The 16,246-nt window shown below is 62.1% G+C and carries 17 protein-coding genes; 5 read left to right on the top strand and 12 right to left on the bottom strand.

Annotation, left to right across the window (positions count from 1 at the left end; all coding sequences use genetic code 11):
• Positions 1-15 precede the first annotated feature (15 nt).
• Entirely contained in the window at positions 16-372 is a 357-nt protein-coding gene (locus V8J81_RS12825; RefSeq protein ID WP_368476145.1) for a glyoxalase superfamily protein, read from the bottom strand.
• The gene (locus tag V8J81_RS12820) at positions 369-947 is read right to left on the bottom strand and encodes a GcrA family cell cycle regulator (RefSeq protein WP_368476144.1); all 579 of its coding nucleotides are present in this window, start codon (positions 945-947) and stop codon (positions 369-371) included. Before V8J81_RS12820 ends, V8J81_RS12825 begins: the two co-directional genes overlap by 4 nt.
• Before the next feature lie 136 nt (positions 948-1,083).
• On the opposite strand from V8J81_RS12820, the gene V8J81_RS12815 reads away from it, so the two are divergent.
• The gene (locus tag V8J81_RS12815; protein WP_368476143.1) at positions 1,084-2,139 is read left to right on the top strand and encodes a serine hydrolase domain-containing protein; all 1,056 of its coding nucleotides are present in this window, start codon (positions 1,084-1,086) and stop codon (positions 2,137-2,139) included.
• Here the strand turns inward: V8J81_RS12815 and V8J81_RS12810 are convergent.
• The 6 genes from V8J81_RS12810 to metF all read right to left on the bottom strand — a co-directional run bounded on the left by V8J81_RS12810 (position 2,108) and on the right by metF (position 7,802).
• Positions 2,108-2,962, bottom strand: a complete 855-nt coding sequence (locus V8J81_RS12810; protein WP_368477639.1) for a DMT family transporter — start codon at positions 2,960-2,962, stop codon at positions 2,108-2,110. The two genes, V8J81_RS12815 and V8J81_RS12810, sit on opposite strands and share 32 nt — an antisense overlap.
• Before the next feature lie 94 nt (positions 2,963-3,056).
• The gene (gene argF / locus V8J81_RS12805; RefSeq protein ID WP_368476142.1) at positions 3,057-3,983 is read right to left on the bottom strand and encodes an ornithine carbamoyltransferase; all 927 of its coding nucleotides are present in this window, start codon (positions 3,981-3,983) and stop codon (positions 3,057-3,059) included.
• Between the two features lie 89 nt (positions 3,984-4,072).
• Positions 4,073-5,263: an aspartate aminotransferase family protein gene (locus tag V8J81_RS12800; protein ID WP_368476141.1), complete on the bottom strand. Its 1,191-nt coding sequence runs from the start codon at positions 5,261-5,263 to the stop codon at positions 4,073-4,075.
• 81 nt (positions 5,264-5,344) lie between these two features.
• Positions 5,345-5,833, bottom strand: a complete 489-nt coding sequence (locus V8J81_RS12795) for a PaaI family thioesterase (protein WP_368476140.1) — start codon at positions 5,831-5,833, stop codon at positions 5,345-5,347.
• Between the two features lie 367 nt (positions 5,834-6,200).
• Positions 6,201-6,842 (bottom strand): hypothetical protein, encoded by a 642-nt coding sequence (locus V8J81_RS12790; protein WP_368476139.1) that lies wholly within the window; start codon positions 6,840-6,842, stop codon positions 6,201-6,203.
• Between the two features lie 93 nt (positions 6,843-6,935).
• Positions 6,936-7,802 carry a methylenetetrahydrofolate reductase [NAD(P)H] gene (gene metF / locus V8J81_RS12785; RefSeq protein ID WP_368476138.1) on the bottom strand — a complete coding sequence of 289 codons (867 nt, stop codon included), beginning with the start codon at positions 7,800-7,802 and terminating at the stop codon, positions 6,936-6,938.
• A 93-nt stretch (positions 7,803-7,895) separates the two neighbouring features.
• Here metF and V8J81_RS12780 point away from each other — a divergent pair, with 93 nt between their 5' ends.
• The 3 genes from V8J81_RS12780 to V8J81_RS12770 are packed head-to-tail and all read left to right on the top strand — an operon-like array spanning position 7,896 to position 10,395.
• Positions 7,896-8,804 carry a LysR family transcriptional regulator gene (locus V8J81_RS12780; protein ID WP_368476137.1) on the top strand — a complete coding sequence of 303 codons (909 nt, stop codon included), beginning with the start codon at positions 7,896-7,898 and terminating at the stop codon, positions 8,802-8,804.
• The gene (locus V8J81_RS12775; protein WP_368476136.1) at positions 8,801-9,556 is read left to right on the top strand and encodes a glycerophosphodiester phosphodiesterase family protein; all 756 of its coding nucleotides are present in this window, start codon (positions 8,801-8,803) and stop codon (positions 9,554-9,556) included. The genes V8J81_RS12780 and V8J81_RS12775 overlap by 4 nt, the downstream gene beginning before the upstream one ends.
• 44 nt (positions 9,557-9,600) lie before the next feature.
• On the top strand, positions 9,601-10,395 hold the full coding sequence (locus tag V8J81_RS12770; protein ID WP_368476135.1) for an inositol monophosphatase family protein: 795 nt from the start codon (positions 9,601-9,603) through the stop codon (positions 10,393-10,395).
• A 51-nt stretch (positions 10,396-10,446) separates the two neighbouring features.
• Here the strand turns inward: V8J81_RS12770 and V8J81_RS12765 are convergent, their stop codons facing one another.
• The 4 genes from V8J81_RS12765 to fsa all read right to left on the bottom strand — a co-directional run bounded on the left by V8J81_RS12765 (position 10,447) and on the right by fsa (position 13,954).
• Complete coding sequence (locus V8J81_RS12765) at positions 10,447-11,142, bottom strand: CDP-alcohol phosphatidyltransferase family protein (RefSeq protein ID WP_368476134.1); 696 nt, start codon at positions 11,140-11,142, stop codon at positions 10,447-10,449.
• A gap of 51 nt (positions 11,143-11,193) precedes the next feature.
• Positions 11,194-12,117: a tyrosine recombinase XerC gene (locus V8J81_RS12760; RefSeq protein WP_368476133.1), complete on the bottom strand. Its 924-nt coding sequence runs from the start codon at positions 12,115-12,117 to the stop codon at positions 11,194-11,196.
• 4 nt (positions 12,118-12,121) lie between these two features.
• Entirely contained in the window at positions 12,122-12,850 is a 729-nt protein-coding gene (locus tag V8J81_RS12755; protein ID WP_368476132.1) for a DUF484 family protein, read from the bottom strand.
• Between the two features lie 450 nt (positions 12,851-13,300).
• Positions 13,301-13,954, bottom strand: a complete 654-nt coding sequence (fsa, locus tag V8J81_RS12750; protein ID WP_368476131.1) for a fructose-6-phosphate aldolase — start codon at positions 13,952-13,954, stop codon at positions 13,301-13,303.
• Between the two features lie 75 nt (positions 13,955-14,029).
• Between fsa and V8J81_RS12745 the strand changes: the two genes are divergently transcribed.
• Positions 14,030-16,219 (top strand): primosomal protein N', encoded by a 2,190-nt coding sequence (locus V8J81_RS12745; RefSeq protein WP_368476130.1) that lies wholly within the window; start codon positions 14,030-14,032, stop codon positions 16,217-16,219.
• The last annotated feature ends 27 nt before the right edge of the window (positions 16,220-16,246 follow it).

Genomic DNA, 16,246 nt, shown 5'->3' with positions numbered 1-16,246 from the left:
CGTCCCGTGGCACGCTCAGGTGCGCTGGCAGAAGATCAGGCGGTTGTAGAACGGGTCCACGACGCTGACCTCACGAAATCCGATGTCCGTTTCGTTGATCCCGGGGCGCAGTCTTTTGTGGCCGCGCGCCGTGATATCCGTGTGGAAGGCTTCAATATCGGCAACTTCAATGCGCAGGGCAGTGCCGGGGGCCGCGTCGCCGTGATGCTCTGAAATATGCAAGACGCAATCGTCGCGGCGCACCTCGAAATACAAAGGGGCCGCCGCGTCAAAGCGATGCTCGAAGGTGATCTCGAAGCCAAGGTAGTCGACGTAGAATGCCTTTGCCTCAGCTTCGGAATAGCTGCGTAGGATCGGGATCGGGGCCTTCACCGACGCCGGTCGCGGCGGCTGCTCATGGGCTGGAAGGCCACGCCGACATGGGCATCGCAATAGGGTTTGCCCTGCTGCACGGGCAGGCCGCAGAAGTAGAAATCCTCGGTCGCTGGATCGCCGATGGGCCATTTGCACACGCGCTCGGTCAGCTCCATCAGGCTGATTCTCTTCGCGTGTTTCTCAACCTCGTTGACCTTGGCGAGCGCCTCTGGGCTGATCTCGTTGGCCGAAGGCTGTGGCGGCAGGGGCTGGCCTGCGGGTGCGATGGGCTTGCGCAGGGGCGTCACGTTGGATGGGCGCGGCGCAGGTGTTGGCGCGGGATCCGCCTTGGGGGCAGGTGCCGCTTTGGGCGCGGCCTCGGCCTTGGCGGCGGGTGCTTCTTTCGCGGCCGCGGGTTTGGAGGGGGCAGATGTGCCGCCACCGCCCGAGCGGTTCGACAGGCCAAGACGATGCACCTTGCCGATCACGGCGTTGCGCGTAACCCCGCCCAATTCCTTCGCGATCTGGCTGGCCGACTGGCCCTCGCCCCACATCTTCTTCAACAATTCGACACGTTCGTCGGTCCAGGACATGGCAATGCGTTCCGATATTTGGGCGCGGGTGTCGCGCGGCGGATTGGGTTCAGCCCGGTCATATGGGGTGGGTTGACCCGAAAAGGAAGCCCTATTCTATCTGGCGGGTCAGCGGTGGCAAGGCGAAGGTGATGCGATGATACATCTGGCAATGACATTGGCGGCTTTATTGGTGTGGAGCACGTCTGTCGCGGCCCAAACCGCGCCTCAGGATGTGGCCGATGCGCTTGCGGCGTATGATGCGGTTCCTGCGGCCACAGCCGGGCGGGTGACGGCGGATGATCTGGCGGCGGCTGTTGCGGGCACGCGCCTTGTGGACGGGTCTGATATGGCCGCCCTTTCCGATGTCTGGCATGTCGGATCGCTCACCAAATCGATGACCGCCACACTCGCCGCACGATTGGTTGCTGACGGGTTGATCCAATGGGACAGCACCATTGGCGAAGTGCTCGGCGAGGCCTTTCCGCAGATGCAGGCGGATTGGCAGGATGTGACGCTTACACATCTTTTGACCCACGGATCGGGCATGGAGGCCAACCTTGGCCGCATCCGTTCGATCCTGTTGGGAGACGGTCCGCGCGCGGATTACGTGCGGGAGATGTTGTCGAACCAACCGCTCGAAGCGCCGGGTGGGTTTGCTTACTCGAACGCCGGATATGTTGTGGCCGGGGCAATGTTGGAGGCTGTGGGCGAAGATAGTTGGGAAGCGCTTATCGAACGAGAGGTTTTCGCTCCTCTGTCAATGGACAGCGCCGGGTTTGGCGCGCCACAGGGAAATGTGATCGAGGGCCATAGTCGTGGCCTCTTTGGCGGGTTGACCCCAGCCGGGCAGGGGAATGGTGCTGACAATATCCCGGCCATGGGCCCGGCGGGGCGCGTGCATCTGAGCGCGGAGGACATGTTGCGATACCTGCGCGCGCATCTGCTGCGCGATACGGGCTTTCTGCCTGACGCGCTTTGGGAGGATCTGCACCGCGCCGTTGGCCCAGAGGGTTATGCGATGGGCTGGGGTGTAGGGGAGGATGGCAGCCTGGTTCATTCAGGCTCGAACACGCTTTGGTATGCCGTTGCCTATGTCGATCCGGCAGGGGGAGAGGCTGTTTTTGTGGCGGTCAATTCGGGGGATCTGGATCAGGTGGCCGGCCCGGTTGATGAGGCGCTCAGGGCGCTTCTGTCTCACCCGCCTGATTGACGCGCTCACGCCAGGCCAAAAGGGCCGCCCCGGCGATGATGATGCCCGCGCCGGTGATCGAGAGGCGGGTCGGGATCACGTTGAAGATGATCAGATCGTAAAGCGCGGCAAACACCAGGGTGAGGTAGGAAAAAGGCGTCACGAAGCTCGCATCGGCCCGCGCCATGGAGTTCACGAAACAGGCCTGTGCTGCAGCCATACAAAGGCCTAATGCGGCCAGTCCCGCCCATTGTACAGGCGTCGGCGATTGCCACACGGCGATGACCACAAAGCTGATGATGAGAAGCCCGAGCGTGTTGTTCAAGAACAGGATCTGGACGGGACGCTCGCGTCCGGCAAGGCGTTTGATGAACGTCAGTTCCAACCCCAGGACAATTGCAGCGCCGAGGGCCAAAAGCGCACCGACCTGAAGGCTACCTGCACCGGGCCGGATCAGGATAAGCGCTCCGGCAAACGCAATCGCCGCCGCCAGCCAACGCCATTTGCCCACCTTCTCACCCAGAAGCGGGATGGCCAGGATCATGCCGAAGACCGGGTTCAGAAAGCTAATGGCTGTGGCATCGGCCAGCGGGATCGCGGCGGCTGCGGCGAACATCAGCGTCACACCCGTCGCCCCGCACAACGTCCGCCCGATGTGCAGGCCCAGATGTGGTTTTGTGAAAAGCGGGCGTGTGGCCGCAACGAAACTGCCTATGGCGAGCCAAGCGAACAGGAACCGCCCGAACGTGACCTGAAAAGGATGCAGGGCGGGGCCAAGTGCGTCCGTGCCAAGCGCTTTCGCGATCAGGGTTGTAGCTGCGATGAAGGCCGTGGCGCACAGCATGAAGATGATGGCGGCGCCGGGCGCCTGCCTGATGGGAGCCGGCGGGATAACAGCGGATGGAGTTTGCGGGGCGAGGGCCAAGGGTCAGTGCGCCTCAAACCCCAAGGCAATGCCGCATGATGGCCTTTTGCGCATGCAGGCGGTTCTCGGCCTCGTCGAAGATCACGGAATGCGGGCCGTCCATTACGGCATCGGTGGCCTCTTCATTCCGGTGTGCGGGTAGGCAATGCATGAAGAGTGCGTCGTCATTGGCATGCGCCATCAGCGCCTCGTTCACTTGATAGGGGCGCAGTTGGTTGTGGCGGCGTTCACGTGCGGTCTGGCTGTCGTGCATGGAAACCCAGGTGTCGGTGACCACGAGGTCGGCACCGGTCACGGCCTTCGCGGGATCCCGCTCGATTTCGACAGAAACTCCTTGTGCGCGGGCTGCGTCGAGGAAGATGCGCTCCGGGTCCAGCGTCTCGGGGCCGGAGAAGGTCAGGTCGAACCCGAACTGTCCGGCCGCATGGGCGAACGACGCGAAAACGTTGTTGCCATCTCCGCACCAGACCACTTTTTTGCCTGCGATGGGTCCGCGATGTTCTTCGAACGTCATCACATCCGCCATGATCTGGCAGGGATGGGTGCGGTTCGTAAGCCCGTTGATGACGGGGACGGAGGCGTGTTCCGCCATTTCCAGCAGCACTTCTTCCTCAAACGTGCGGATCATGATGAGGTCGACATACCGGCTGAGAACGCGGGCGGTGTCGGCGATGGTCTCACCATGGCCGAGCTGCATCTCCGAGCCGCTGAGAACCATGGTTTGCCCACCCATCTGGCGCACCCCAAGGTCGAAAGAGACGCGGGTACGGGTGGAGGGTTTTTCAAAGATCAGCGCAACCATGTGGCCTGCCAACGGTTGCTCGGCGTCCGGCGTGCCCTTGGGCAGACCTGCGCGCGCGGTCTTCATCTCGATCGCGTGGTCGATGATGTGGCGCAGGTCGTCCTGGCTGGTTTTGTGGATGTCGAGGAAATGGGTCATTTTTGAAGCGCTTTTTGGCTGACGGATTGCACCGGGGGGCCAGCCCCCCGGACCCCCCGGCATATTTCAGGAACAAAGATGGGCGCAGATTATTCGGCGGCTGCGCGGCCCTCCAGTGCGGTGGCGGCGGCGTCGAGGCGGGTGATGCCCTCGCTGATTTCATCTTCGCTGATCGTGAGGGCGGGGAGGATGCGGACGACGTTGTCGCCAGCGGGCACGGTGAGCAGGTCGTTGTCGTAGCCTGCATTGACTACGTCGAGGTTTGTGGCCTTGCATTTGAGGCCAAGCATCAGACCGGTTCCGCGCACTTCTTCAAAGATGTCCGGATGAGCCGCGACAAGACCTTCGAGCTTCTGGCGCAGGAAGCCCGCCTTGCGGTTTACGTCATCCAGGAAACCGTCGCCGGTGATCTCATCCATCACGGTCGTACCAACCGCACAGCCAAGCGGGTTGCCGCCATAGGTCGAGCCGTGGGTGCCCGGCGTCATGCCTTGGGCAGCGTCTTCGGTGGCAAGCAGCGCGCCGAGGGGGAAACCGCCACCGATACCTTTGGCGACCAGCATGATGTCGGGCGAGATGCCCGCCCATTCATGAGCGAAAAGCTTGCCCGTCCGGCCCATGCCGCATTGGATTTCATCGAGGATCAGCAAATGGCCATGCTCATCGCACAGGTCGCGCAGGCCTTTGAGGCATTGGTCGGGGAGGGGTTTGATACCGCTCTCGCCCTGGATCGGTTCCACCATGATCGCGCCCACATCCGGTGCGGCGGCGGCCTCGCGCAGGGCGTCGTGATCGCCGAACGGGATTTGGCGGAAGCCAGGGGCGAGGGGTCCGAAGCCTTTGACCAACTTCTCCTGCCCAGCAGCGGAAATGGCAGCAAGCGAGCGCCCGTGGAATGCCCCCTCAAAGCAGAGGATCGTCGTGCGCTCAGGGTGGCCAGTGGCGTCCCGGTATTTCCGCGCCATCTTGATGCCAAGTTCCGCGCTTTCGGTGCCGGAATTGCAGAAGAAGACCGTGTCGGCAAAGGTGTGTTCGACCAGCCGTTCCGCCAGCGCCTGCTGCTGTGGCACGGTATAGAGGTTCGACGTGTGCCAAAGCTGGTCGGCTTGATCCTTTAGCGTCTGCACGACCCTGGGATGGGCATGGCCGAGGGCCATGACCGCGATGCCGCTGGCGAAATCGAGGAAACGTCGGCCATCTGCCTCGATCATCCATGCCCCTTCGCCTTTGACGAAGGAGAGGTTGGCGCGGCTGTAGCTTGGCAGGACCGGCGAGATCATTGGCTCGTCTCCATGGGTTTCAAAGAAGGCGCCGGTTTGCACCGGGGCTGCCCCCAAGTCAATTCACGGATGCTGATGGGGTCAAGTGAGTTGCATGATCAGGCAGGTGGTGGAGCCGGTGGCGTACAGCTTGCCGGTTTCCGCGTTGCGGATCGTGCCCTCGGCGACGCCGGTGGTGCGGCCTGCGTGGCTGACAATGCCTTCGGCGATGATCTCCGTCCCGATGGGGATGGGGCGGGTGATGTTCACCTTGTACTCTAACGTCGTATAGGCCGAGCCTTTGGGGACCTTGGTCATCACGGCGCAGGCCATGCAGCTGTCGAGCAAGGTACCGTACCAGCCGCCGTGGACGGTGCCGATGGGGTTCATCGACTTGAATTCAGGTGTGCCGCGGAAGGTGACGCGGCCGTCTTCGACGCTGTCGAGCCGGTAGCCGAGGGTCTGGCTAATGGGTGGGGCGGCGAGGGTGCCGTTCAGGATGCCGCGCATGAAATCGAGGCCGGACATCGACAGCATCTGCTCGCGGGTGGGCAGGCCCTCGATGGTTTCGGCGTAGTGGTGTTGGGGCATGGTGGGCGGCCTTCGGGTTCTTTGGTTGAGGGTATGAGGCCATGGGTTTGGGGTGGGTGCAAGGGGGTGTGTGCACGCTTGCTCACGCGTGGTGCGGGCGGATTTTGGAGGGTGAATTGAATGAAATCAATGGGTTGAGGATTTTGATATTTCTATGATTGTAGAAATGTTTTGATCTTGGTTAACGCCGGAAATAGAGGTTTTGCCGTGTCGGGTTTCGACCGTTGACTTTTGCAGCATGTCAAGCCGCATAGGGGGCGCTGCCCCCGTCGCCTTGGGGCGACTCCCCCGGAGTTTTTCGGCCAAGATGAAGGAGCGCGTTTGGCGTGCGGGAAACATCGGGGCCTTACCGCAGAAGGGGGCGTGGTCAGACGATCTTGCAGCGCAAGGTCTTGGCGTTCGTTAGCAAGTTTTCCACCGCTAGGGCCTGGTAAAGCGGGTCACTGAGCATCAGCGAGGTCAGCAGCAGGGGATCCGTCCAGAGGTCAACGCCATAGAGGGCGGTGGCGTTACAGACAATGTCGTCATCGCGGCTGCGCGTCGGGCTAACCGAACCGAGATAGGTGTCCTCTTCGTAAAGAGGATTCCGAAAATTTCGCGACTGATCAGGCTCAAAGGCCGCCTTTTTCTCGGTTAAATGGACGATGCAATAAGATCCATCGAACGGCTCCTCGTTTCCCTTTTTGAAGAGGGCCACGGGCACAAGGGCTGAGGTGCCAAGATCAAACCGCTGCAACACCTCGGCTACGTTTTGGGACACAACAAAATAGCTGCCAGCCACGAACGTTTCGGGCAGGGTCTTGAGCGCTTTGCTACTTCGAGATGCGTCTCTCCCGATCCACATACGGTCAGGTAAATCCTTGCGCGCAGCCATCTCGCCTCTGCGGTAAAGCTGAAGATTGCCGAAGAAAGCATCAACATCCTTTGCCAATTCACATGTAAACCCAATGACATGCATCGGGTTTCGTGCATCAGAATGCCAGATGTAGTCATTGGGGGTTTCGCTCATAGGGGGGCCTCCGTCTTTGGCGAAAAGGTGCCGCGACGAAGGATTTTGAACAAGCCGGTTCTTTTTCCAGGCGATGGACAGGTTCAGAAGGTGCTACGCCACTTCGGCCAGCGCCACTTTCGGCGTGACCCCCAGCGCGGCGCAGACATCGCGTGTCAGTTCGGGTTTGTTGAGCGTGTAGAAGTGCAGGTCTTCGACGCCGCCGTCGAGGAGGTCGGAGCAGAGCTCGGTGCAGATCGCTGTGGACAGCAGGTCTTCGCGGTTGTCGCGGATTGCAGCGTCGTAGGCATCGTCGAGCCATGCGGGGATGGTCGCACCGCAGCGCCCGGCGAAGCGGCGGGTGTTTGTCCAGTTTTCGATGGGAAGGATGCCGGGCAGGATCGGGGCTGTGATCCCGGCAGCGGTGCAGGCGTCGCGGAAGCGGAAGAAGGTGTCCGCCTCAAAGAAAAACTGCGTGATGGCGGAGGTGGCGCCCGCGTCGATCTTGCGTTTGAGGTAGTCGACGCAATCCTGCATCGACGCAGACTCAGGGTGCGGATCGGGGTAGGCGCCGACGCGGATGTCGAATTTTCCGGTCTGCGCGAGGGCCTCAATCAACTCGACGGAAGAAGCGAAACCGTCCGCGTGGGCTGTGAACCCGTCGGAGCCCTTGGGCGGGTCGCCGCGCAGGGCCACGATCTGCGTCACGCCGGCGGCGGCGTATTGGTTGGCGATGTCGAGGGTCTCGGCGCGCGTCGCATTCACGCAGGTCAGATGGGCGGCGACGGGGACGCCGAAATTATCATGGATCGTGGTCACGGCCTCATGCGTCAGTTTCCGGGTCGTGCCGCCTGCGCCATAGGTGACGGAGACGAATTCCGGGGCCAGCGGCGCAAGCGTGCCGAGCGTGTCCCACAGGCGGAAGGAGGCCTCCAGCGATTTGGGGGGGAAGAATTCGAAAGAGATGCGAGGCGTGCGCATGGCGATTCTGATCCTTGAATTGTCGCAATCGGATGTCGCATAGAGGTGCTGTGAAGCCAAATTCATAACTCTCATCATCAATATGAGTTCCGTATGCATATCGAATTCCGGCACCTGCGCACGATCAAGGCGATCTATGAGGAGGGCGGTTTGGCGAAGGCCGCCGACAGCCTGCACATCACGCAAAGCGCGCTGAGCCATCAGATCAAGGGGCTTGAGGATCAGGCGGGGGTTGAGTTGTTTGTTCGGCGCTCCAAGCCGATGCGGTTGTCGGCTGCGGGCATGAAGATGCTGCGGTTGGCGGAGGAGGTTTTGCCTCGGGTGGCGGCGCTTGAGGAGGATTTCAGCGGGCTGCGCGCGGGCAAGGCGGGGCGGCTGCATATCGCGATTGAATGCCATGCCTGCTTTGACTGGTTGCTGCCGGTGCTGGAAGCCTTCCGGAAGACTTGGGCGGATGTGGATGTGGATATTCGCCCCGGCCTTCAATTCGAGGCGCTGCCCGCATTGGTGCGGCAGGATGTGGATCTGGTGGTGTCGAGCGACCCGGAGGATTTGGCGGGTGTCGATTTCACGCCGCTGTTTGACTACGAGCCGGTGTTTGTTTGCGCAGCCGATCATCCGCTGGCGGGTAAGGATTTCGTGGAGGCCGCGGATTTCACCGATCAGACGCTAATCACTTACCCGGTGGAGCGCGCGAGGTTGGATGTGTTCAGCCAGTTGTTGCACCCGGCGGGGGTAGAGCCAAAGGCCGTGCGGCAGGTGGAACTTTCCGCAGTGATCCTGCTGCTAGTGGCCTCTGGCCGCGGGGTGGCGGTTTTGCCCGATTGGGTGGTGCGCGATGTGGGCGCGTCGCAGAGCATTTTGACGAAACCTTTGACGGAAGGCGGTGTGACGCGGCGGCTCTATGGTGCGAGCCGGGAGGAGGATACGGGCAAGCCGTTCATGTCCCATGTGCTGAAGCTGTGTCGGACCGAGCCGCTGAAATTGCAGAGGCGCGGATGACGCATCCGTTTCTGGATTTCGAGGGCTGTGTGGGCTTTGCGCATCGCGGCGGGGCGCTGGAGGCGGAGGAGAACACGGCGGAGGCCTTTGCTTATGCGGCGGGGTTGGGGTTCACGCATATCGAGACGGACGTGCATCTGAGCCGGGATGGCGTGGTGGTGGTGCACCATGACGATACGTTTGAGCGGATGTTCGGTGATGCGCGTGCCGTGGCGGAGATGGATTGGGCCGAGATTGCCACGCTTCGCACCGCTGCTGGGGCGGAGGTGCCTCGCTTGGATGAGGTCTTAGCGGCGTTCCCGCAAACGTTTTTCAATATCGAGTTGAAGTGCTTGGAGGTCGCCGCGCCATTGGCCGAAGTGATCAGCCGGGCAGATGCGCTGGATCGTGTTTGTGTGGGGGCATTCGACCCGAAGAACACAGCGGCGATCCGGGGGATGTTGGGGGAGGGGCTATGCTGGTCGCCTGCCCATGCAGGTGTGGCGCGGCTTTGGGCTGCTGGTTGGGGTGTACCGGTTGGGCGATTGCCATATCCGGTGGTGCAGGTGCCGACTGCGTTCAACGGAATTCCGGTGGTAACTGGGCGGGTCCAGCGAGCGGCGCAAAAGCGCGGTGTGAAGGTGCAAGTCTGGACGGTTGATGACCGGGCCGAGATGGAACGGCTGCTGGATCTGGGTGTGGACGGGATCATGAGTGACCGGCCTTCCGTCCTGAAAGAGGTCTTGCAGGCGCGCGGCGCTTGGCATTCCTGAACGCGGGGACTATACGCGCGCTCTGACCGAATGGAGACATGCCGATGCAAGGCTCAGCCAACCTCAACGTGATGATCAAGGCCGCACGCAAAGCGGCGCGGAGCCTGCTCAAGGATTTCCGTGAGGTGGAGCAGTTGCAGGTCTCGGCCAAAGGGCCGGGTGACTTCGTTAGTCGCGCGGACCGTGCGGCGGAGGAGATCATCAAAGAAGAGTTGATGGAGGCGCGCCCGAATTACGGCTTCCTTGGTGAAGAAGGTGGCGGCGTTGAGGGCAAAGACCCGACGCGACGCTGGATTGTGGACCCGTTGGACGGCACCACGAACTACCTGCACGCTATGCCGCATTGGGCGATTTCCATTGCTCTTGAGCATAAGGGAGAGATCGTCTCGGCTGTCGTCTACGACCCGTCGAAGGATGAGATGTTCTTTGCCGAGAAGGGCGAAGGCGCTTGGCTGAACGATACACAGCGCCTGCGCGTGTCGGCCCGCAGCAAGATGTCGGAGGCCGTGTTTGGCGCGGGCCTGCCGCCGGATGGGGGCAAGTATCTGCCCGCGATCCTGCGCGATCTGGGGAAGCTGATGCCGATGTGCTCGGGCATGCGGCGCAATGGGGCGGCCTCGCTTGACCTGTGTTGGGTCGCGGCGGGTCGTTTCGAGGGCTATTGGGAATACAACCTCAAGCCTTGGGACATCGCCGCTGGTATTCTGATTGCGCGCGAAGCGGGGGCCTTTGTGGAGCCGATCCGCGAAGAGCAGTCGTTGTTGGAAGACGGGCATGTGCTGTGTGGCGCGGAGCCTATCTTTGATGCCTTTGCCAAGGTGATCCGCTCGCGGGACTGATAGCGTCTCTTCGGTCCCTCCTCCAGCCTGCGGCTGTCCGCGAAGCCGATCCTAGCGGGCGTATCCGCGATCGTAGATCACTTGCTGCGCGATCCCTGCCACGGCCAGATAGATCGACGTCACCATCACAACCAGTGTTAGCGCTGGGTTGGGCGCGAAATTCGTCCAAGCGGCGAAGGCGATGGCCGCGACCCAAAGAATTGCAATGGGCAGCGACAGGAACCGCCAGCGCATCGTGCGCACGGGGTGTACGAATTTCAGGTTCAGGAACTGTGCTGCGCAAAGGGCAATGACCAGCGCGAGGATCACCCACCAGGGCGGCTCCATCACCAGCATGGCCAGAGCCACCATGTTCCAGCAGCCGGGGAAGCCGCGGAACGATTTGTCCGCCGTTTTCATGCGCGTATCGGCGAAGTAGAGCGACGAGGCGAAGGGGATCAGCAGCACCACGATCCAGCCCGACCAGCCCGGCATCAGGCCAGAGCCATAAAGCGCGTAGGCCGGGATCATCACATAAGTCAGAAAGTCGATGATGAGGTCGAGAAGCGCGCCGTCGATGATCGGCGCATTCTCGGTCACGTCATAGCGGCGTGCCAGCGGGCCATCGACGCCATCGACGATGAAGGCCACGGTGAGCCAGATGGTCATCATTGCCCAATCCTGCTGCGCGGCCTCGATCAGGGCGAGCATCGCAAGGGACGCGCCAATGGCTGTAAAGAGATGAACGGAATAGGCTCTAAAACGCATTAGGGGTGGATGCCCGTAAATCACTGTAAGTGCAACTGCTGTATGGGCCGTTCAGGCTTTGGGGTGCGCAGCGTTGTAGACCTCCATCAGGCGCGCAGTGTCCACGGCGGTGTAGGCCTGTGTGGTGCTGAGCGAGGCGTGGCCGAGCAGTTCCTGAATGGCGCGGAGGTCGCCTCCAGCATCTAGCAGATGCGTCGCAAAGGAGTGGCGCATGGCGTGGGGTGTGGCGGAGGCCGGCAAGCCCAGTTGAGCGCGGGTTTTCTCCATCACCTTTGCCACGGCGCGGGGGCCTAGAGGGCCACCGCGTATGGCGCGGAAGAGGGGCGTGCCGGGGGCGAGGTCGTGCGGGCAGAGGCGGGCATATTTGGTGGTGGCGGCTTGAGCGGCGGGCAGGACAGGAACCTCACGCTGCTTTCCGCCTTTGCCTGTGATGCGGAGGACCTGCGGTAAAGGAAGCGCGTCGGCGGTGAGACCAAGGGCCTCGGATATCCGCAGGCCGCAGCCGTAAAGTAGGGTCACGACGGCCATGTCGCGGGCCTGGACCCAATCGCGTTCATCTTGGGCGGCTACGCCGTTGATCATGTCTTTCGCGCCGGTCTCGGTCAGGGGGCGCGGCAGGCGTCGGGTATGTTTGGGTGCGCGCATGGACAGAACGGGCGTGGCGTCAAAGCCATCGCGCTCTGCCCACCATTTGTAGAAAGCTTTGACGGCAGAAAGGCGCCGTGCAAGCGAGCGCGACCCGACCTCGCGGGCGCGTTGGCTGGCCATCCAGGCGCGAAGGTCTCGGGTTTGCAGAGCGCGAAGCTCGCCGGGCCCGGGGGCGCCGCCGAGATGGGTGGACTGGAACGCGAGGAAGTCGGTTACGTCGGCGGCATAGGCCGTCAGCGTAGCCTCAGCCCGCCCGCGTACGCCGCGCAGGTGGGTGAGCCATTGTTCCAGCAGGTCGCGGACGGCAGGTGTGATCGCCGTCGACATGAGCTCAGTCCAGCCAGCCGCGCATGAGGCGTTCGAACACGCCAGCGAAGAAGGTCAGCAAGTCGGTGCCTTGGGAGGGGCGGAACTGATGCGGGTCTTCTGCGCCCATGACCAGCAGGCCGGGTAGGCGTCCGTCGCCCAGATCGAGCGTCAGGCAGGCCTCGGAATGGATCCATCGGCTGGCCTCACCAAAGATGCGCTCGGATTGGCCGCCGACTTGGCGCAGTGTCACTTGCCGATGGGGCACTTCACGTCCGCCGGTCACGTAGTCCTTCACAAAGCCTGGGGCGACAACGGTCAATACATCTTCAAGTTTCTGGACCTTGGGGGCCTCAGTCTCCGTCGCTTCGGCGCTTTCCAGCACCAAGCGGACACGGTCAACGCGCAGGATTCCTGCGACATCGGTGCCGAGCATGGTCAGGAAATCAGTGAATTCTTTAGCGTCGAGCAGGCGTGTGATCGAGCGGTGGACTTGGTTGGTGCCCGCGAGATTTTCATAGGCAGCGGCGATCACGGAGCGATGCGTGTCTTCAAGCCGGTCGAGGCGGTTTTGCAGACGTTCCATGGCGATGCCGCGCATGTCGACGATATTGCCACCCATCTGGCGGTCATTGGCGGCGATCAGGGCGCGCATCAGGTCGCGGTCTTCCAGAATCAACTCCGGGTCCGCCAGCGCACGATCACGCCAATCTTCATTGGGAAAGAGCGGGGCTTCCGCCTCGGTATTGCTCATTACTGCTGCCTCAAGTCTTCTTGATTGTTGCAAGGCACATAGCATGGGCGGCACTGAGCGGGCCAGTTTTTTTGCCTACCCGTGCACCATTAGACCCGGTCCGAGCGGGATTGTTGTTTCAAAACGACAGGGGAAGAGGTCTGCGCAAGGGCGGTTCATCCAGGCGAAAATGCGCGGCTGGTCGGAGGTGGAGCACCAGCCCTTGGGCGTTTGCCACCAGGCGTGCATGACGGTGTCACTTTTGCCATCAGTGTCGATCTGGAAGGCGGAGACAGCATTGGAGCCGTCGGAAAAATGGCTCTTTCCAAGGACAAGCCACTGACCGGAGTGCGCGGGGATTTCGAGGGCTTGACGACGACCGTACTGCCGTCAGCGCGCGTGTTGTAGGCAAATTGGGGGTCGAGCACCAAGGCATTGAGCTGTCGCCAAAGGTGCTCGGCTATCGCAAGTTCAGACAATCGACTGCCCGGTCTTGGCCCAGTCGGCCATGAAGGCGTCGAGGCCTTTGTCGGTCAGCACGTGGTTGGCCATGGCCTTGATGACGTTGGGCGGCGCGGTAGCGACGTCTGCACCGATCAGTGCGGCCTCTTTCATGTGGTTCGCAGAGCGGATCGAGGCTGTGAGGATTTCTGTGGAGAAATCATAGTTATCGTAAATTTGGCGGATCTCTGCGATGAGATCCATGCCGTCGATGTTGATATCGTCCAAGCGGCCCACGAAGGGCGAGATGAAGGTTGCGCCCGCCTTGGCGGCCAGCAGCGCCTGATTGGCGGAGAAGCAGAGCGTGACGTTAACCATGCGGCCTTCACCCGACAGAACCTTGCAGGCTTGCAGCCCGGCCCACGTCAGCGGCACCTTGATGGTGATGTTGTCGGCGATCTTGGCCAGCTCGCGCCCCTCGGCGATCATGCCCTCAGCATCCAGTGCGACGGTTTCGGCAGAAACGGGGCCGGGGACCATATCGCAGATCTCTTTCGTGACTTCCTTAATGTCGCGGCCAGACTTCATGATCAGCGAGGGGTTCGTGGTCACGCCATCGACCATCCCCAGCTCATGCAGTTCACGGATCGCATCGACATCGGCGGTATCCACAAAGAATTTCATTTGGCCGGTTCCTTTCGGGGGCTGGTTATGATGGTTTAGCGGTCTTCTAGCGCATGGGGCGACGGGCCGGAAGGCATGGACGAGCATTTCGACGAAGGTGATCTGGTGGGGGTTCTGACAGCAGAGCCCTTGGACCGCGTGCTTGACTACAAGGCGCCTTCGGGTGGCTGTTGGTTGGGTGCGTTCGTGGAGGTGCCGCTGGGGCCGCGCAAGGTTTTGGGCGTTGTCTGGGGCAAGGGGCGTGGGGATTGGGACATCGCCAAGGTGCGGTCGGTGAACCGGGTGCTGGATGTCGCGCCGATGCGGGCTGAGATGCGGGAGTTTCTGGAAAAGGCCGGGGCTTATACGCTGACGCCGATGAGCATCATGCTGCGGCTCGCGACCCGCGCGCCGGGGCTGAGCGACCCGCCGTCGATGCGCAAGGTGTATCGGTTGGGGCAGGGCACGCCTGACCGCGCCACGCCTGCACGGCAGAGAGTGATTGATACGCTGGTGGAATACGGCGGTCTTGGCTTTACGCTGAAGGAATTGAGCGAGTTGGCGGGGGTTACGTCGAGCGTCGTTAAGGGGCTGGCGAAGCAGGGTGTCGTGGAAGAGGCCGACACGCCGCGAGATGCTCCATATTTGCCGCTCGATCCGGGCTTGCCGGGTAAAGAACTGACAGAGGATCAGGCAGTCGCGGCGGGGCAGTTGCGAGAGGGATTGAAGGCACGCCGATATGGGACCGTTTTGCTGAAGGGCGTGACCGGATCGGGCAAGACGGAAGTATACCTTGAGGCCGTCGCGGAATGCTTGCGGCAAGGACGGCAGGCTTTGGTGTTGCTGCCAGAGATTGCGTTGACATCCGAATTCCTGACCCGCGTGAAAGCACGATTCGGGGCGGAGCCTGCGGAATGGCACTCTGGCGTGACGATGACCGAACGCCGCCGCTGCTGGCGCATGGTTGGGCAGGGCGAGGCACAACTGGTTGTTGGTGCGCGCTCCGCGCTTTTCCTTCCCTACCGCGACCTTGGCCTGATCGTCGTCGATGAGGAACATGACACCTCCTACAAGCAGGACGAGGGCGCTTCGTACAATGCCCGCGATATGACGGTCCTTCGTGCATCGCTGAATGATGCGCAGGTGGTATTGGCCTCCGCCACGCCATCGCTAGAGAGTTGGGCGAACGCAGAGGCCGGGAAGTACACGCGGCTCGATCTGACCAGCCGGTTCGGTCCGCAAGACCTGCCGGATATGGCGGCGATTGATATGCGATTGGAAGATTTGCCGGGATCATCGTGGATTTCGCCGACTTTGGCCTCCGCCGTGGGGCAACGACTGCAAGAGGGCGAGCAATCGCTGCTTTTTCTCAACCGCCGCGGCTTTGCGCCGGTGACGCTCTGCCGGGCCTGCGGCGAGATGGTTGGCTGCGATCATTGCGATGCGCGGATGGTGGAACATCGGTTCCAAAAGCGGCTGATCTGCCATCAATGTGGAGAGACGAAGCCAGTACCGCTGGCCTGCCCGTCTTGCGAGGTGGAGGGCAAGATGGCCGCCGTTGGCCCGGGCGTGGAGCGTATCGCGGAGGAAGCGGCGGCGTTGTTCCCGGATGCGAAGACGGCGATTCTGAGCTCGGATTTGTTTGGCTCCGCGCGGGCGCTAAAGCAGCAGATCGAGGAACTGGCCCACGGTGATACCGACCTGATCATCGGCACGCAGCTGGTTGCGAAGGGGCACAACTTCCCGCGCCTGACGTTGGTGGGCGTAGTGGATGCCGACCTTGGTCTGCAGGGCAGTGATCTGCGCGCGGCGGAGCGGACGTTTCAGTTGATGCGGCAGGTGGCAGGGCGTGCCGGGCGAGCGGAGAAGCCGGGGCAGGCCCTTTTACAGACGTTCCAGCCCGATCACCCGGTGATCCGGGCGATTTTGAGCGGGGATGAGGAAGGGTTTTGGCGCACCGAAGCGGCAGAGCGCGAAGCGGCTGGGATGCCGCCTTATGGACGATTGGCGGGGATCATCATCAGCAGCACCGAGGCCGCAGCGGCCTTTGACTTGGGCACACATCTCGCGCGCAATGACGGGCCGATCCGACAGGCAGGTGGGATCGTCTACGGACCTGCGCCCGCCCCTATTGCGCGGGTGCGCGGGCGGCACCGGGTGCGGCTATTGGTCAAGGCGCCCAAGGGTGTGGCTTTGCAACCGGCCATAAGTCGTTGGATTTCCGGTCTGAAATTGCCCGGCAATCTGCGGTTGGCGGTGGATATCGACCCCCAAAACTTCTTCTGAAAAGCTGTTCCCCCGTGCGCGCCTGCG

The sequence above is a fragment of the Gymnodinialimonas sp. 202GB13-11 genome, assembly GCF_040932485.1.
GTDB classification, from domain to species: Bacteria; Pseudomonadota; Alphaproteobacteria; order Rhodobacterales; family Rhodobacteraceae; genus Gymnodinialimonas; species Gymnodinialimonas hymeniacidonis.
Note: the sequence above shows the minus strand (reverse complement) of the source record. Positions and strands in the feature narration are given on the sequence as shown.

Coding starts and splice junctions, on each gene's coding strand:
- V8J81_RS12780 (WP_368476137.1), top strand. CDS start 7,896: ATGCATATCGAATTCCGGCACCTGCGCACGATCAAGGCGATCTATGAG.
- V8J81_RS12810 (WP_368477639.1), bottom strand. CDS start 2,962: ATGCTGTGCGCCACGGCCTTCATCGCAGCTACAACCCTGATCGCGAAA.
- fsa (WP_368476131.1), bottom strand. CDS start 13,954: ATGAAATTCTTTGTGGATACCGCCGATGTCGATGCGATCCGTGAACTG.
- V8J81_RS12820 (WP_368476144.1), bottom strand. CDS start 947: ATGTCCTGGACCGACGAACGTGTCGAATTGTTGAAGAAGATGTGGGGC.
- V8J81_RS12815 (WP_368476143.1), top strand. CDS start 1,084: ATGATACATCTGGCAATGACATTGGCGGCTTTATTGGTGTGGAGCACG.
- V8J81_RS12755 (WP_368476132.1), bottom strand. CDS start 12,850: ATGAGCAATACCGAGGCGGAAGCCCCGCTCTTTCCCAATGAAGATTGG.
- V8J81_RS12790 (WP_368476139.1), bottom strand. CDS start 6,842: ATGAGCGAAACCCCCAATGACTACATCTGGCATTCTGATGCACGAAAC.
- V8J81_RS12770 (WP_368476135.1), top strand. CDS start 9,601: ATGCAAGGCTCAGCCAACCTCAACGTGATGATCAAGGCCGCACGCAAA.
- V8J81_RS12745 (WP_368476130.1), top strand. CDS start 14,030: ATGGACGAGCATTTCGACGAAGGTGATCTGGTGGGGGTTCTGACAGCA.
- metF (WP_368476138.1), bottom strand. CDS start 7,802: ATGCGCACGCCTCGCATCTCTTTCGAATTCTTCCCCCCCAAATCGCTG.
- V8J81_RS12760 (WP_368476133.1), bottom strand. CDS start 12,117: ATGTCGACGGCGATCACACCTGCCGTCCGCGACCTGCTGGAACAATGG.
- V8J81_RS12800 (WP_368476141.1), bottom strand. CDS start 5,263: ATGATCTCGCCGGTCCTGCCAAGCTACAGCCGCGCCAACCTCTCCTTC.
- argF (WP_368476142.1), bottom strand. CDS start 3,983: ATGACCCATTTCCTCGACATCCACAAAACCAGCCAGGACGACCTGCGC.
- V8J81_RS12775 (WP_368476136.1), top strand. CDS start 8,801: ATGACGCATCCGTTTCTGGATTTCGAGGGCTGTGTGGGCTTTGCGCAT.
- V8J81_RS12795 (WP_368476140.1), bottom strand. CDS start 5,833: ATGCCCCAACACCACTACGCCGAAACCATCGAGGGCCTGCCCACCCGC.
- V8J81_RS12765 (WP_368476134.1), bottom strand. CDS start 11,142: ATGCGTTTTAGAGCCTATTCCGTTCATCTCTTTACAGCCATTGGCGCG.